The sequence below is a fragment of the Neorhizobium petrolearium genome (assembly GCF_017873175.1).
Classification (GTDB): domain Bacteria; phylum Pseudomonadota; class Alphaproteobacteria; order Rhizobiales; family Rhizobiaceae; genus Neorhizobium; species Neorhizobium petrolearium.
Genome location: NZ_JAGGJW010000001.1, coordinates 444,423 through 459,544, shown reverse-complemented (window position 1 = coordinate 459,544; position 15,122 = coordinate 444,423). Strand labels below are relative to the sequence as shown.

Below are 15,122 nucleotides of genomic sequence, written 5' to 3'. Positions count from 1 at the left end.
GGATCAGCCCACGCATCCGTTTCGGTTGAGGAGACCGTCATGCAACGCAGATCAAAAATGCCGAGGCTTGCCGGTGCAGCATCCGTTCTGGTGGTTCTGGCGTTTGGTATAGGCAGTGCCTTCGCGCAGGAAGGAATTGCCATCCCTGCGCCGGCGATCGACCATGCGCCAAACACAACCGACATGGAAACGGCGATCTTTGCCGGCGGCTGCTTCTGGGGCGTTCAGGGCGTGTTCCAGCATGTCGAAGGCGTCACGAATGCCGTTTCCGGCTATGCCGGAGGCACCAAGGAGACGGCCCATTACGAGATGGTCGGATATGGCAGGACGGGTCATGCGGAATCCGTCAAGGTGACCTTCGATCCGAAGAGAGTAAGCTACGGACATCTCCTGCAGATCTATTTCTCGGTGGCGCACGACCCGACCCAGATCGACCGGCAGGGACCGGATGTCGGCCCGCAATATCGCTCGGCCATCTTCCCGGTAAATGACGAACAGGCGCGCATTGCCAAGGCCTATATCGACCAGCTCGACAAGGCAAAACTCTACGATACGACAATCGCAACGACAATCGAACCGGACAAGGCCTTCTATCCAGCCGAAGACTATCACCAGGATTTTCTGGCCAACAACCCGACCTATCCCTATATCGTCTTCAACGATCTGCCGAAGCTTTCCAACCTCCGGAAACTGTTCCCGAAGGATTATCGCGCCGATCCTATTTTGGTCGCGGAAGCAGGTGTCGCGAATTAAGTGCCCAGAAGCGTCTGCCGCCAAGCTGGCAGGATGTGGTGTTCGGTGAGCTCCGCCAGGACAATGTCGGCTGGATCGAGCGGCGATATCCAGCGGATTTCCTCGATCTCAGCGGCTGGGGCAACCATCCTGTCGCCGCTTTCGACGACAAACACATCCGCCGATACGAGATGATCCGGCTCGTTGGCGGCCGTCGCTTCAAACCGTCCGAGCAACCGGAACTGTTCCGGGGAGGCCAGCAAACCGATTTCCTCTTCAAGTTCACGGGCCAGCGCGGCGGCCGGGCTTTCGTCCGGCTCCATCTTGCCGCCGGGCTGCATGAAGGCAGTCGTACCGCGCTTGCGAACGAGAAGTATCTTTCCGTCGGCACGGACGATCAGAGCGGCGGAGATCCGGATGATCCTCATGCGCTTCCCTGGGCGTCGAGGACGGCGAAATCCTCGTCGGACAGCACGATGTTCACCGCAGCGAGGTTTTCCTCCAGATGCTTCACCTTTGACGTGCCGGGAATCGGCAACATGACCGGGCTGCGCTTGAGCACCCAGGCAAGCGCGATCTGACTTGGCGCAGCATTATGCTTCTTCGCGAGCGTGCCGAGAACCGAGCCGGGCCTGGCGAGATTGCCGGCCGCCAGAGGATGCCATGGAATGAAGCCGATGCCGTGTTTTTCGCTGTATTCCAGCACGGCCTCGCTCTTGCGGTCGACGAGGTTGTACTGGTTCTGGACGGTCGCGACCTTGAAATATTTCGAGGCCTCCTCGATCTGGGCGACCGAGACTTCGCTGAGCCCCGCGTGACGGATCACTTTCGCATCGATCAGCGATTTGACCGCGTCGAACTGTTCAGCCGCGGGAACCTTCGGATCAATGCGGTGAAGCTGCCAGAGATCGATCTGCTCGACACCGAGCCGGCGCAGGCTTTTGTAAGCCTGCTGGATCAGGTATTCTGGACGGCCGAGCGGAATCCAGCGATCGGGGCCGATGCGGGTCAGGCCGCCCTTGGTGGCGACAACGATCTTGCCATACGGATGGAGCGCCTCCCGGATCAGTTCTTCCGAGACGTCGGGGCCGTAGGAATCCGCCGTGTCGATGAAATTTATGCCGAGTTCCGGCACGCGCTTCAGCGTGCGGATCGCCTCATTGCGATCGGCGGGTTCCCCCCAGATACCCCTGCCGGTAATGCGCATAGCGCCGAAGCCGAGCCGGTTGATCTCAAGCTCCCCGCCAATCCTGAACGTGCCGGACGTGGCCGCATTTAAATCAGACATGATTTCCATCTCCCTTTCCGGGTCCAATTTGCCAATCGACTTTTCATCGCCCGCAACTCATCGGGCCACCTTGAAAGAAACCGCTCCTTGAAGCTCAACCTTCCCGCACGGCTTCAGCCCGCCGTATGACGCCCGGCACGTAAAGGCAGGCGAGGATGATCAGGGCTGCAATAAGGAACATGACGACAAAGGTCAGGTGAAGGGCGTTCTGCAGCACCAGCCGGATCGACGATTGAGCGGCAAGCGCCGTCCCCGTGCCGTCCAGAAGGCCGCGCAACTGATCCGGCGTGACGGCATCGGCTCCGCCGGAATTGGCAAGACCGTAGCTCAGCACCGCGCCAAGGACCGCAGCTCCAAGCGTACTGCCGAGATTGCGCGCAAAGATGTTCGATGCCGTAGCACTTCCGCGCCCCGACCAGCCGACACTTTCCTGGATGATGACCAGCGAGCAGATGCTGATGAGGCCCATGCCGAAGCCCATGACGAGCGAGCCGGCGCCGGCTTGAATGGGCGAGCTGCCGGGCATCAACAGGACCAGCAGAAAGGCGCCTAAGGGAATACAGACGCTGCCGAAGATCATGATCCGGCGCAAGCCGAAACGCGGGAACAAGCGGGAGGCGAGCGTTGCCGCCGCCGGCCATCCTATCAGGAGCATGGTCAGCGCGAAGCCTGCCACGACCGCCGACCGGTTCAATACCGTCTGCACATACATAGGCAGGAAGGTCGTAAGTCCCATGATCGCCATGCTGGCGAGAAAGGTTGCCACATTGGCGGCAGCTATCGGCCTCTGCCGCCAGAGGTCGAGTGAAACCATCGGCGCTTCGGCACGACGCTCCTGCCTCAGGAAAAGCATAAGACTGACGACGAAGATCGCGACAGCGAGCATTGTATGTGCCGCTGTGGCTCCCTCGGCTTCCGTCAAAGCGATCATCAGGGCCGCGATGGAAACGGCAAAAAGACCCGCACCAAGGATGTCCACCGAAGCGCCGCGAGATCGTTTCTCCTCATGAAGGAAAACGACAAACCCGAGAGCCGCTGCAAGTCCGATCGGGACATTGATCCAGAATATCCAGGCCCAGGGCAGATTGTGGACGATGACGCTGCCCAGCAGAGGCCCAACCACCGCCGAAAGCGCCCAGACGCTGGCGAGATAACCCTGGACTTTGCCGCGTTCAGCCCCGGGAAAAAGATCCCCCACGACCGTCATCGTGACCGGTTGAATAGCGCCGGCGCCAATGCCCTGCAGCAGCCGGAAGGCGATCATCGAAGGCATGGACCAGGCGAAGCCCGCAAGGACCGAGGCGGCGAGAAAGATCGCGATGCCGAGCAGGATGATCGGCTTCCGGCCGTAGATGTCGGAGAGCTTGCCGAAGATCACCGTTGTCGCAGTCTGCGCCAGCAGGAAGGACGAGAAAACCCAGCTATAGAGATTCAACTGGCCAAGCTGGGCAGCGATCTGCGGCATGGCCGTTGAAACGATCGTCGCCTCGATGGCGATCATCGCCATGCTTGCCATCACGGCCGCGATGACAAGCGCCCGATTCGAGCCTGGGTGAGTCATGATGTCTTACCTGAGAACGCTGCTCGGCGAACACGATGGGAATGGACGTTCGGCGGTCGGATGGCCGTCGGTGCGGGATGGTTTTAAGTATCCCCATGGCGAGCCGCGTCAAGAGGCAAGATTTGACACTTGTCAAATCAGCGCCGCGCCGGAAACGCAGTAGCCGTGCGCTGTCACGGTCATGCCTCCGGCGGGCAGAGCCTGACATAGACTTCTTCCGGACTTGCCGCCCGGCGGATTGCCGCAACGGTCTCCTCCTCGCGCATGCGCCGGGCGATGCAGGAGAGGATGTTCAGGTGCTCCGGACGGCTTTCGGGATTCAGAAGCAGGAAGACGAGATCGACGGGCTGATCGTCCACCGCCTCGAAGTCTACCGGCCTCACCAGCCGCGCGAAGAGGCAGAAATGCCGGTCGATGCCTTTGACAACCGCATGCGGAATGGCAACACCGGCGCCGATGCCCGTCGAACCAAGGTTTTCCCGATTGATCAACACTTCGGAGATCTCGCTTGCGTCAAGCGAAAGCCTTCCGGCAGCGAGTTCGGAAAGCTGCTTGATCAGCATGCCCTTGGACGGCGCCCCAAGGTCGAGCACGATATTCCCCGGCAGGAGATAATCACGGAGTTTCATGGCAGTGTCCATCGATTGAGGCAGACGCCTATTGACCTTCCTGCAGCCGATAGCCGACCCCGGTCTCGGTGAGGATATACTGTGGCTGGTCGGGCGTCTTTTCGATCTTCTGACGAAGCTGGCGCACATAGACACGCAGATACTGCACGTCCGTCAGCCCGTCCCAGACATGTTCCAGCAGGAAACGGTGGGTCAGCACCTTGCCGGCATGCTGCACCAGGATGCGGAGGATGTCATACTCCTTCGGCGAGAGCTTGACTTCCTTGCCGGCCACCTTGACGATGCGCTTGACGAGATCGACGGAAAGATCGCCGGTCTTGAAAACAGGCTTCTCGCCCTGGCTCTGCAGGCGGTGGCGGAGCGCCACGCGGATGCGCGCGACGAGCTCGTTCATGCCGAAAGGCTTGGTGATGTAGTCGTCCGCGCCGAGTTCGAGCGCCTTGACGATGCCGCCCTCATCCGTGCGGCTCGAGAGGATGACGATCGGCAGGTCGAGCCCCTCCCCCCGCCACCTGGCGAGCAGATCATGGCCGGGTATGTCCGGCAGGCCGAGATCGAGGATGACCAGATCGGGCTTTTCGGTCCTGACAAGCTCCATCGCAACCTTGGCATTCATCGCCTCGCTGACGGAATATCCCTGTGTGGAAAGTCCGACGCGAAGCAGCTTGCGGATCGGCGGCTCATCCTCGACGATGAGTATATGCACAGCGGTATTGGTCATTCGTCTTCTCCCAGAAGGGGCATCTCGGCAGGCACCGGCATGCGGATCGTGAAGACCGCCCCCGAACGGTCGGACCGATTGGCCGCCCTGATGGTGCCGCCCATGGCCTCGATAAAGCCACGGCAGATGGAAAGACCGAGCCCGGTGCCGGCCCGGACGTGATCCCCCTTCCGGACACGATAAAAGCTGTCGAAGATACGCTCCACGTCGTTGGCCGGGATGCCGGGCCCTTCGTCCATGACGGACAGCAGGACTGCATCTCCATCCCGAAAGCCGCGGATATCGATCACGGTCTCATCGGGCGCATATTTGGCAGCGTTGTCGATGAGATTGAAGAGGACCTGCTCAAACAGAACCGGATCGATCTTCAGCATCGGCAGGTCGGCAGGAATGTTCACCTTCACCCTGTGCCGGGCGGCGATCTTCGCCGCCCGGCTGAGCGCCGTGCCGACGATGTCGCCCAGGAAATGGAAAGCGTAGTTCGGCTCCATGGCGCCCGAGCCGATGCGGGTCATGTCGAGCAGATTGGAGATGAAGCGGTTGAGCCGTTCCGACTCGTCCACGATGCTCGTCAACAATTCGGCCCGCGCCTCTTCCGGGATATCGGCTCCGAAATCCTTGAGCATGCCGGCGGAGCCCATGATCGCCGCAAGCGGGGTCTTCAGATCATGCGAGATCGACGTCAGAAGCGCGGTGCGCAGCCGGTCGGTCTCGGCCGCGAGCTTGGCCTTGTCGACATCCGAGACAAGCTGGACGCGCTCGATCGCCAACGCCGCCTGATCCGCCAATGCATCGAAGAGCCGCTGCTGCTCGGGTGTCAGGAGGGGGCCCTGCTTGTCGTTGTCGAGGCCGATGACCCCAACCGGCTCGCGGCCGGTCCGCATCGGCAGGTAGAGACGCTTGGCGCCGGGCAGCGTATCGGCGGCGCGGCCGGCAGGACGATTGTGCTCCCAGGCCCATTTGGCGGCGGCGATATCCGCATCCACCAGCGTGTCGTCCGGGGGATAACCGGCCTTCACGGCGATGGAGCCATTTTCCGGCAGCAGGATTACGACACGGACCTTCAGCATCGAGGCAATCTGGAAGGCCGTCGCCCAGAGTACATCGTCAAGCGTGCCCGTTCCCGCCAGTTTCTTCGAGAAGAGATAGAGGTCTTCGGTGGTTCGCGCCCTTTGCCGGGCGGCCGCGGCCTGCCGCTGCACGGCCGCCGTGAGGTTCGACGCGACAAGGGCGACACCAAGATAGAAGAACAAGGCGACCAGGCTTTCCGGGTCGCGCACGGTCAAGGTGTAGCGCGGCTCCAGGAAGAAGAAGTTGAAGGAAAGGGCACCGAGCAGAGAGGCGTACAGCCCCGGCCCCAAGCCGCCACGCACTGCGGCGGCCAGCACGGCCATCAGGAAAACCAGAGCCAGATTGCGGACGTCGAGCGTCTGGTCGAGGGCGATGCCGGCAATGATCGCCAGCCCTATGAAAACGGTGCTGTGAAGGTAGGGCTTGATGCGGAAGGCTTTGAGCGGCTGAGCGGTCTTCACCCCGCGCTGCGGCTCGCTCTCCTTCGCATCGCCGGAAATCACATGGACGCTGATATCGCCGGCGTAGCGGATCAGGTCATGGGTGACGGAGCCCTGCCAGAACTGCCGCCAGCGCGACTTGCTCGGCCGGCCGACGATGATATGCGTGAAATTGTTGGCATTCGCATAGGCAATGATCTCGCGCGAGCGATGGAGCGCCGGCAGTGTCACCGTCTCGGCGCCGAGCTGCTGGGCAAGCCGCATATTGGCGGCAAGCCTGTCCTTGTCCTCATCCGAGAGGTTGAGCGATTGCGGCGTTTCAAGATGCAGTGTCATCCAGGGCGCCCGCAGGCGATCGGCCTGACGGCGGGCATAGCGGACGAGGCTTGCGCCACCACGGCTGTGATCCAGGCAGACCAGCACCCGGTCGCCCGCCGCCCAGGGACCGGAAATCGCATGCGCCTGCATGTGGTTGAGCAACTGCTCATCGACCCGCTGGGCCGTACGGCGGAGTGCAAGCTCGCGGAGCGCCGTCAGGTTGCCGGGTGAAAAATAGTTCTCGATCGCCCGCCGAGCAGTCGTCGGCACATAGACCTTGCCGTCCTTCAGCCGCTTGATGAGGTCGTCGGGCGTAAGATCGATGATCTCGACATCGTCCGCCCGGTCGATGATCGAGTCGGGAACGGTTTCACGAACCCGAATGCGGGTGATCTGCGCCACGACATCGTTCAGGCTTTCAACATGCTGGATATTGAGTGTCGAATAGACGTCGATCCCCCGGGCGAGAATCTCCTGCACATCCATATAGCGCTTCGGATGTCGGCTGCCGGCGACATTCGTATGCGCCAGCTCGTCGACGAGGACCAGTTCCGGGCGCCTCGCCAGAATGGCGTCGATATCCATTTCCTCAAGGGACTGGCCGCGATAGTCGATCCGCTTTCGAGGTGTGGTCTCGAACCCCTCGACCAGCGCCTCGGTCTCCTGCCGGCCATGGGTTTCGACGACCCCGATCACCACATCGACGCCATCGGCCTTGCGGGCGCGGCCGGACATCAGCATTTCATAGGTCTTGCCGACGCCGGGCGCCGCGCCGAGAAATATCTTCAGACGCCCACGCCCCTCGCGCTCGGCATGCTCCAAAAGTGCATCCGGCGATGGCCTGTTCTCGATCTCACGACTGACGTCGGGCATCTACTACCTGTCTCCCGTCCGGGAAAGCGGCGGCCCTCCCTCAAGTGGCCACAACCATTTCAGTTTATGGGAGAGCCTCGTCAAGCGCCAAACTGAGCGCGAACACACGTGGTTGACACCATCCGGGTTCGGAGCCGTAGGCGAGACCGGAAAACGGCGCCTCGCGCTTTTCGACCCGGACATGTTCTTGAACGATGACACCTACGACAATATGCGGCGCGATCGCATATAGGTTCGAGAGCGCCGGCAGGGGAAAGAAATAAAAATCCTATAGGAATTTTACCTCATAGGAGCCTTGTTGATTTTTCATTTGCGCTGCAACATCGAGGGCGGCATGTTCGAAATCTTCGAACTATAAAAGAATGGGAATGGAAATCAGATCATGACAGCGGATGCGATCGTGCTGGGGGCCGGCATCATCGGCGTTTCAACGGCATTGCAATTGGCGCGGCGCGGTAAATCGGTGGTGCTCGTCGACCGGAAGGAACCGGGCCTGGAAACCTCTTACGGCAATGCCGGTCTCATCCAGCGCGAGGGTGTCGTGCCTTACGGCTTCCCGCAGCAGTTCGGCCTGATCCTGCGCTATGCATTGAACAATCGCATCGATGCGCATTACCACTGGAGCGCGCTGCCGTCCGTCTCGTCCTTCCTGGCAAAATACTGGTGGCACTCCAACCTGACGCGGCATCAGCTCATTGCGCGGGCTTATGCGCCCCTGATCGAACATTCGATCTCGACCCATAACGAATTGATCGAGGAAGCGGGGGCACAGGACCTGATCGCCAAGAACGGCTGGACGGAAGTTTTCCGAACCCGCGCGAAACATGATGGGGAGATCAGGGAAGCAGAACGGCTTAAGGCCGAATACGGCGTGGCATTCAGTGAGCTGTCGCCTTCCGAGATCGCGGCCCAAGAACCCAACCTTTCGAACGATTTCGTCGGCGGGCTGAAATGGGAAGATCCCTGGTCGGTCAGAGATCCGCTTGCGCTGACGCGCGCCTATGTGGCGCTCTTCGAAAAGCTCGGCGGACGGGTGCTGAAGGGTGACGCGAAGAGCCTGTCGAAGACAGCGACCGGCTGGCGCGTCGTTGCCGGAGACGGAACCGTTGAAGCGAAGGACGTTGTCGTGGCGCTCGGGCCTTGGTCGGACACCGTCACCAAGCCGCTCGGCTACAATTTCCTGGTGGGCGTCAAGCGCGGCTATCACATGCACTATGGCACAAAGGGCAATGCCAAGCTCAACGGCTGGACCATGGATGCCGAGCGCGGCTATTTCCTGGCTCCCATGAACCAGGGCATAAGGCTGACGACGGGAGCGGAATTTGCTCGACGCGACGCACCGAAAACGCCGGTCCAGGTGGAACGTGCCGAAGCGGTCGCCCGCACTGTCTTCCCGCTTGGCGAGCGCCTCGACAAGGAACCGTGGATGGGCGCCCGCCCCTGCACGCCGGACATGATGCCGGTGATCGGCAAGGCGCCGCGACACGAGGGCCTATGGTTCGCCTTCGGACACGCACATCACGGCCTCACTCTCGGGCCGGTGACGGGGCGGGTCATCGCCGAAGCAATTACAGGCGAGAAGACGCTGATCGACATTTCAGCCTATCGCCCGGAGCGTTTCAACGCCTAGCCCTGCTCAAGAGAGTGGGCTATCTGATATCGTATGGATGATATCAGCACCGCCCAGATCTTTTTCGAGAGCAATCCGGACATCGAGGTTCTCGAGGCCTTCGTCGTCGACGTGAATGGCGTGCCGCGCGGAAAGTGGATTCCGCGCGAGCGCGCGCTGGATGTGCTGGCCAAGGGCATGGCGATGCCGCGCTCGGTCTATGCGCTCGATGTCTGGGGCCGCGACGTGAACGCCGCCGGACTAGCCGAAGGTACGGGCGATCCGGACGGCATCTGCTTTCCAACCCCCGGGACACTTTCGCGTGTCACCTGGCTCCAGCGACCGACGGCACAGGTGCTGCTCGGCATGCGGGAGTCGGATGGCAGCGGATTTTACGGCGACCCACGCCAGGTATTGGCCAATGTGCTCACGGGATTTTCCAGGCTTGGGCTGACGCCGGTCGTTGCAACCGAACTCGAATTCTATCTGATCGACCCGGTACGCTCGGCGCTCGATCCGGTGCGCCCGCCCAATTCGCGCGAAGGCCGCTGGCACACGGGGCAGACACAAGTTCTCTCGATCTCCGAACTGCAGGATTTCGAAGAGGTCTTCCACGGAATTGCAGGCGCTGCCCGCGCGCAAGGCATCCCCGCCGATACTACACTGCGTGAAAACGGTCCCGGCCAATACGAGATCAACCTCAACCACGTGCCGGATGCGCTGAAAGCCGCCGATTACGCCGTTCTGCTGAAGCGTATCGTCAAGGGCGTGGCGCGTGCGAACGATCTCGATGCCACCTTCATGGCCAAGCCCTACGGCACCCAGGCGGGCAGCGGCATGCACGTGCATTTTTCGCTGATCGACGAAACAGGCCGCAACGTCTATGTCGATGAGGACGGGCCATCGGAAATGCTGCTCCATTCCGTCGGGGGGCTGTTGGAGAACATGGGCGAGAGCATGGCGATCTTCGCCCCGCATGCCAATTCCTATCGCAGGCTCAGGCCAAGCGAGCACGCGCCGACCTACGCCTCCTGGGGTTTCGACAACCGATCGGCGGCGGTGCGCGTCATCACCGCCTCGAAGCCCGCAACCCGCATCGAACATCGCGTCGCGGGAGCGGATACGAACCCCTATCTGGTGCTGGCGATGATCCTCAATGCAGCGCTTTCCGGCATCAAGGAAAAGCGCAATCCCGGCGGCGCGATTACCGGCGACAAGCATGCGATCAGCCACGAGCCGCTGCCGACCAATTGGGACTATGCGCTCCAGCAATTCTCCCGCTCGACTTTCGCCTATGCAACGCTCGGGCCGAAATACCGAGCGCTCTACACAGCCTGCAAGCAACAAGAAATTTCGGAATTTGCGCTGCGCGTTACCGACGTGGAATACGACGCCTATATCCGGACGGTGTGAGATGACCTTCAAGACGAGCGACAACCCTCGGCACACGGATTCCTGGTATGCCGCATCCGCGAAAGACAGGCGCATCCGCCCTCCCCTCGAAGGCGAGGTGGAGGCTGACGTCTGCGTGATTGGCGCCGGCTTCACCGGCATCTCGGCGGCACTCGAACTTGCCGAACGCGGATATTCCGTGGTTGTCCTGGAGGCCGAACGCATCGGCTTCGGCGCCTCCGGACGCAATGGCGGTCAGATCGTCAACGGCTACAGCCGCGACCTCGAAACCATCGCCGCACGCTACGGCCGCGACAAAGCCGTGAAGCTTGGCGAGATGTCGCTTGAAGGCGGCGAGATCATACGCGGACGCGTCACCACATACGGTATCGACTGCGATCTCGTGCATGGCGGCTTTTTTGCCGCCTTCACGGAAAAACAGATCCGGGAAATGGAAGCCCACAAGGCGCATTGGGAAGAGCACGGCCATACCGGGCTCGAAATGGTCTCGAAGGCAGATGTCGGCAAATACGTGAAGACCGAGCGTTATGCCGGCGGCATGATCGACAGGTTCGGCGGCCATATCCATCCGCTCAACCTCGTGCTCGGCGAGGCGGCGGCGGTCGAATCCCTTCACGGGCGCATTTTCGAAGGCTCGCGGGTGACCGGCGTCGACACGGGCGAAAAGCCGATAGTTCGAACTGACAGGGGCTCGGTCAGGGCGTCCTACGTGCTCGTCTGCGGCAATGCCTATCTGGCACCCCAGTTTCCGGAAATCAGTGGCCGGATGATGCCGGTCTCCAGCCAGGTCATGGCGACCGAGCCGCTCGAACCGACGCTGATCGAGCGCCTGCTGCCGGCCAACTACTGTGTCGAAGACGCAAATTATATTCTCGATTACTACCGCCGGACCTCGGACAACAGGCTGCTGTATGGCGGCGGCATCGGCTACGGCGGCCATGACCCGAAGGACCTGACCGGCGTCATCCGTCCCAACATGCTGAAGACCTTCCCGCAGTTGGCGGACGTAAAGATCGACTATGCCTGGAGCGGCAATTTCGCCCTGACGCTAACGCGTATCCCACATATGGGCCGGCTTTCCGACAAGATTTACTTCTCGCACGGCGATAGCGGCCATGGCGTCACGACCACGCATCTCCTGGGCAAAATCCTCGGCGAGGCGGTTGCAGGGCATGCGGAACGTTTCGATATATGGGCATCGCTGCCCAACCTGCCCTTCCCCGGCGGCCGGACGTTCCGCGTGCCGCTTACCGTGCTCGGCGCATGGTGGTACGGGCTTCGTGACCGGTTTGGTTTTTAATCGGAAAGATCAGGCGGTGGCGGGAAAGCTCCCGGTGAAATAGTAGGTCGTTTGGGTGCGAATGATGGACTTGAACTGCGTCATGATCTGCCTTGCCTCGCCGTCCGGCACCGAGAGAGCCAGACGGAGCGTCGCACCGGCCATGTGGAACATCACGAGCAGCGCGCGCGAATAGTTCTCCCGAAGAGCTTCGCTCACGAATTGCTCCGTCGCCTTGTAGAAGGCTTCCACCTGAAGGCGTGTTTCCGTTATATCCGGATTGCCAAGAGCCTTGTCCGCCTGGATGGCGTTCAGAAGGTCCTGGGTCGACGGTTCTCGACGGATCTTATAGTAATAGAGATCGAAGAGGCTCTCCGTCGCATCCAAGGCGTCTTCCGCCGTGGCGATCTTTTCGATCTGCTCAACCGCGAACGAACGCACTTCCTCGACATAACGCTCGTAGAGCATCACAATGATGGCGGATTTGTTCGGAAAATATTGATAGACCGACGCGATCGGCCCGCCGGAAAGAGCGGCGATTTCCTTCATGGTCACTGAATCGATGCCTTTCCGGCCGATCAGTTCCATGGATACCTTCAATATTTCATCTATACGCTCACGACTTCTTTCCTGCTTCGGTATCCGGCGAAGGGAGCCCCGCCTCGGCCCTTGCGTCGAATCTGGCATCCGCAAACCGTCTCCTCAAACACCTGCCACTCGATGCGTTCACGGAGACCCCGGCAATTTTCCGCGGTCCTCATGAAATTGCATAGACACAAAAAGTGTTTCTTCATACGGCGGCCGAAGAGCTTCGGATCATAAGCCACTAAATTTTTTTAAGAATACTTCCCTGCTGACGCCCAAGACATGGAGTCGAGAAAATGTGATCATGAATCGCATTATTGACGCGCATCATATCTTTGCGAGTTGGTCCAAAGCCTTGTCGACGATGGCGTCCAGACTTGCATCGATATCAACCGTCACCACTCCCGGCTCCCCTTTCGGGCTTTCCAAAGTCGCAAGCTGGCTCTGAAGCAGCGACGCAGGCATGAAATGGCCCGTGCGGGCGCCCATCCGCTCTTCGAGCACCTTCGGATCGCCAGTGAGGAAAACGAAACAGAGAGAGCCGCCACTCGCCTGCCTCAACCGGTCCCGATAGGCCCTCTTCAGCGACGAACATGTGGCCACGACACTTTCACTGCGGCTTCGTGCTTCGGCAAGTTCCTTGCCGACCAGATCGAGCCAGGGCCACCGGTCATCATCGGTGAGCGGAATGCCCTCAGCCATTTTCGCGACGTTCGCTGCGGGATGCAGCCGATCCCCCTCCACGAAGGTGCAATCAAGCCGCTTGGCGAGCAGTTCGCCGACCGAAGTCTTTCCCGATCCGCTGACGCCCATGACCACGATGGCTGTCGGTTCTTTCAAGCTCATGGATTGATGCACTCTTCTCATATTTCAGGATCAATAACGGATATCCGGCTTTGCCGATACGTCACAAGCCCCTGGCGTGCGAATTCCGCACTCTCAGCGCTGCCGGGCCTCCTTGCCGAGTACCAGAGGCATCAGCACCGAGAGGAACATCAACCGCAGGACATGGTGAGCACCGACATAGGTCGGGTCCGCGTGCAGCATTACCGCCATGGCCGCCATGGTTTCCAGCCCGCCAGGTGCGAAAGCGATCAAGGCAGCATCTAGCGGCACGCCGGTGAGATAGGAAACGCCACCGGCGATTGCCGCGGCCAGCACGGTCACCACGACCGTCACGACACCGCCGGCCACGAACGCAACGCGCAGCTCGCCGACCGACACGCCACAGAAGCGCGTGCCGATGACCGAACCGAGGATGACATAGGTAGGAATCAACAGCCAGTTCGGTACACCGCCACTGACAAACCCCGTTATATGCGTACTGATCGAAACCGCCACGCCACCGAGAAGCAGCGCCGCCGGCAATCTCCAGCGCAGGAAAAGCATTCCGAGAAGAGCCGACACCGCAAGCGTCGCAATGAGGACGGGCACACTCATGACATGGGGCGGCAGGGCAGGCTCGGCGCCGACAAGACCGAAGATTTCCACAATCAGTGGGGTAGTGATCGTCAACGCCAACACCCGTACGCTCTGAGCAATGCTGACAGTCCGCAGGTCGCAATGGGTTTCGGCCGCGAGGCTCAGCACATAGCTCAGATGACCCGGAGAGGACGCCAGAAGCGCTGTAACTCGATCATAGCGGAAGAATCTCTGCAGCATCCAGCTACTGACGTAAAGCAGGATGACGACCGCAACCGGGACCATGACGAAACTCGCCGGCCAGGTGCGGGCCGCGACAATCACCTCGGGTGTCACGCTGGCGCCCATCGACACGCCGATAATGACAAAACAGACATTGCGGACCTCAGCCGGTACCGTCAGCCGCAAACCGGCAAGTCCGGCAACGGTGATGGCGACAGCAGGCCCGATCAGATAGGGAGCCGGAAAGGCGACGGCAATCGCGACCAATGCGCCGGCGGTTCCGATCAGCGCAGTCAGCGCAGATGCGCGCAGTTCCGAAAACGACATTCCGAAAATCCTGAAGGCGCCACAGGAAAGAAGGCAAAGAGGGTCAAACGCCTCGCTTCTTCTATTGCAATTGCGAAGAAGGTCAACCTCGGGAGAGCCCAAATCAAAAGGCGCCGCTCTAGGAGACGGCGCCTCAAGAATTGATCTTGCCTGGATCAGGCGGCCGGTGCGGCCAGCTTTGGCATGTGCAGATTGTCAAGACCGAGCAGGAAATTGATCTGCGGACGCGCCTTGACGAGATCATCGATCGTGTATTCCGCAAGCACGTCGAAGAAAGCGTTGAGCGCCTTTCGGAGAGCCGAATTCAGTCCGCAGCTATCGACAAGCGGGCATTCCGCGACGCCATCCTCGAAGCATTCCGCCATCGCGAAACTATCTTCCGTGACCTTCACGACATCGAAAAGCGTTATGCGATCAGCGCTGCGGCCAAGCCTCACGCCGCCGTTGCGGCCCCGTACAGTCTCCACCAGACCGGCCTTGGTGAGTGGCTGGAGGATCTTGAAGAGGAACAGTTCCGAAACTCCATAGGCCCTGGCAATCTCGGGAATGCGGCTCAGATGGCCTTCATTGGCAGCGCAATACATCAGCATCCGCACTGCGTAATTAGTCTGTTTGGTCAAACGCATGCTGGT

Annotated in this window: 14 protein-coding genes; 4 read left to right on the top strand and 10 right to left on the bottom strand. The window is 60.6% G+C overall.

Going from position 1 to position 15,122, the window contains the following annotated elements; all coding sequences use genetic code 11:
* Positions 1-39 precede the first annotated feature (39 nt).
* Positions 40-753 carry a peptide-methionine (S)-S-oxide reductase MsrA gene (gene msrA, locus J2046_RS02325; protein WP_210048923.1) on the top strand — a complete coding sequence of 238 codons (714 nt, stop codon included), beginning with the start codon at positions 40-42 and terminating at the stop codon, positions 751-753.
* On the opposite strand, the gene J2046_RS02320 is transcribed toward msrA, so the two are convergent.
* The 6 genes from J2046_RS02320 to J2046_RS02295 form a co-directional block, all read right to left on the bottom strand.
* Positions 750-1,160 (bottom strand): NUDIX hydrolase, encoded by a 411-nt coding sequence (locus tag J2046_RS02320; RefSeq protein ID WP_210048921.1) that lies wholly within the window; start codon positions 1,158-1,160, stop codon positions 750-752. The genes msrA and J2046_RS02320 overlap by 4 nt on opposite strands.
* Positions 1,157-2,020: an aldo/keto reductase gene (locus J2046_RS02315; RefSeq protein ID WP_210048919.1), complete on the bottom strand. Its 864-nt coding sequence runs from the start codon at positions 2,018-2,020 to the stop codon at positions 1,157-1,159. The genes J2046_RS02320 and J2046_RS02315 overlap by 4 nt, the downstream gene beginning before the upstream one ends.
* A gap of 94 nt (positions 2,021-2,114) precedes the next feature.
* Positions 2,115-3,581 (bottom strand): MFS transporter, encoded by a 1,467-nt coding sequence (locus J2046_RS02310; RefSeq protein ID WP_210048918.1) that lies wholly within the window; start codon positions 3,579-3,581, stop codon positions 2,115-2,117.
* Between the two features lie 179 nt (positions 3,582-3,760).
* The gene (locus J2046_RS02305; RefSeq protein WP_210048909.1) at positions 3,761-4,210 is read right to left on the bottom strand and encodes a PTS sugar transporter subunit IIA; all 450 of its coding nucleotides are present in this window, start codon (positions 4,208-4,210) and stop codon (positions 3,761-3,763) included.
* Between the two features lie 28 nt (positions 4,211-4,238).
* Positions 4,239-4,931, bottom strand: coding sequence for a response regulator transcription factor (locus tag J2046_RS02300; RefSeq protein WP_210048907.1), 693 nt, complete (start codon positions 4,929-4,931; stop codon positions 4,239-4,241).
* Positions 4,928-7,633 (bottom strand): sensor histidine kinase, encoded by a 2,706-nt coding sequence (locus J2046_RS02295; RefSeq protein WP_210048905.1) that lies wholly within the window; start codon positions 7,631-7,633, stop codon positions 4,928-4,930. Before J2046_RS02295 ends, J2046_RS02300 begins: the two co-directional genes overlap by 4 nt.
* 382 nt (positions 7,634-8,015) lie before the next feature.
* On the opposite strand from J2046_RS02295, the gene J2046_RS02290 reads away from it, so the two are divergent.
* Genes J2046_RS02290 through J2046_RS02280 form a run of 3 tightly spaced genes read left to right on the top strand, consistent with a single transcriptional unit; the run spans position 8,016 to position 11,955 of the window.
* On the top strand, positions 8,016-9,263 hold the full coding sequence (locus J2046_RS02290) for an NAD(P)/FAD-dependent oxidoreductase (RefSeq protein ID WP_210048903.1): 1,248 nt from the start codon (positions 8,016-8,018) through the stop codon (positions 9,261-9,263).
* Between the two features lie 33 nt (positions 9,264-9,296).
* The gene (locus J2046_RS02285) at positions 9,297-10,655 is read left to right on the top strand and encodes a glutamine synthetase family protein (protein WP_210048901.1); all 1,359 of its coding nucleotides are present in this window, start codon (positions 9,297-9,299) and stop codon (positions 10,653-10,655) included.
* A gap of 1 nt (position 10,656) precedes the next feature.
* Positions 10,657-11,955 carry an NAD(P)/FAD-dependent oxidoreductase gene (locus J2046_RS02280; protein WP_210048899.1) on the top strand — a complete coding sequence of 433 codons (1,299 nt, stop codon included), beginning with the start codon at positions 10,657-10,659 and terminating at the stop codon, positions 11,953-11,955.
* A 9-nt stretch (positions 11,956-11,964) separates the two neighbouring features.
* Here J2046_RS02280 and J2046_RS02275 read toward each other — a convergent pair whose 3' ends face one another.
* The 4 genes from J2046_RS02275 to rirA all read right to left on the bottom strand — a co-directional run bounded on the left by J2046_RS02275 (position 11,965) and on the right by rirA (position 15,116).
* The gene (locus tag J2046_RS02275; RefSeq protein ID WP_210048891.1) at positions 11,965-12,621 is read right to left on the bottom strand and encodes a TetR/AcrR family transcriptional regulator; all 657 of its coding nucleotides are present in this window, start codon (positions 12,619-12,621) and stop codon (positions 11,965-11,967) included.
* Between the two features lie 225 nt (positions 12,622-12,846).
* The gene (locus tag J2046_RS02270) at positions 12,847-13,365 is read right to left on the bottom strand and encodes a gluconokinase (RefSeq protein ID WP_210048888.1); all 519 of its coding nucleotides are present in this window, start codon (positions 13,363-13,365) and stop codon (positions 12,847-12,849) included.
* Between the two features lie 93 nt (positions 13,366-13,458).
* Positions 13,459-14,490, bottom strand: a complete 1,032-nt coding sequence (locus tag J2046_RS02265) for an AbrB family transcriptional regulator (protein ID WP_210048885.1) — start codon at positions 14,488-14,490, stop codon at positions 13,459-13,461.
* Positions 14,491-14,645: 155 nt separating this feature from the next.
* Complete coding sequence (rirA, locus tag J2046_RS02260) at positions 14,646-15,116, bottom strand: iron-responsive transcriptional regulator RirA (protein ID WP_037158592.1); 471 nt, start codon at positions 15,114-15,116, stop codon at positions 14,646-14,648.
* Positions 15,117-15,122 lie beyond the last annotated feature (6 nt).

Excerpts from the sequence above, each read along its gene's own strand:
- rirA (WP_037158592.1), bottom strand. The coding sequence starts at position 15,116 with ATGCGTTTGACCAAACAGACTAATTACGCAGTGCGGATGCTGATGTAT.
- J2046_RS02285 (WP_210048901.1), top strand. The coding sequence starts at position 9,297 with ATGGATGATATCAGCACCGCCCAGATCTTTTTCGAGAGCAATCCGGAC.
- msrA (WP_210048923.1), top strand. The coding sequence starts at position 40 with ATGCAACGCAGATCAAAAATGCCGAGGCTTGCCGGTGCAGCATCCGTT.
- J2046_RS02315 (WP_210048919.1), bottom strand. The coding sequence starts at position 2,020 with ATGTCTGATTTAAATGCGGCCACGTCCGGCACGTTCAGGATTGGCGGG.
- J2046_RS02295 (WP_210048905.1), bottom strand. The coding sequence starts at position 7,633 with ATGCCCGACGTCAGTCGTGAGATCGAGAACAGGCCATCGCCGGATGCA.
- J2046_RS02305 (WP_210048909.1), bottom strand. The coding sequence starts at position 4,210 with ATGAAACTCCGTGATTATCTCCTGCCGGGGAATATCGTGCTCGACCTT.
- J2046_RS02310 (WP_210048918.1), bottom strand. The coding sequence starts at position 3,581 with ATGACTCACCCAGGCTCGAATCGGGCGCTTGTCATCGCGGCCGTGATG.
- J2046_RS02280 (WP_210048899.1), top strand. The coding sequence starts at position 10,657 with ATGACCTTCAAGACGAGCGACAACCCTCGGCACACGGATTCCTGGTAT.
- J2046_RS02320 (WP_210048921.1), bottom strand. The coding sequence starts at position 1,160 with ATGAGGATCATCCGGATCTCCGCCGCTCTGATCGTCCGTGCCGACGGA.
- J2046_RS02290 (WP_210048903.1), top strand. The coding sequence starts at position 8,016 with ATGACAGCGGATGCGATCGTGCTGGGGGCCGGCATCATCGGCGTTTCA.
- J2046_RS02275 (WP_210048891.1), bottom strand. The coding sequence starts at position 12,621 with ATGCCAGATTCGACGCAAGGGCCGAGGCGGGGCTCCCTTCGCCGGATA.
- J2046_RS02300 (WP_210048907.1), bottom strand. The coding sequence starts at position 4,931 with ATGACCAATACCGCTGTGCATATACTCATCGTCGAGGATGAGCCGCCG.
- J2046_RS02270 (WP_210048888.1), bottom strand. The coding sequence starts at position 13,365 with ATGAGCTTGAAAGAACCGACAGCCATCGTGGTCATGGGCGTCAGCGGA.
- J2046_RS02265 (WP_210048885.1), bottom strand. The coding sequence starts at position 14,490 with ATGTCGTTTTCGGAACTGCGCGCATCTGCGCTGACTGCGCTGATCGGA.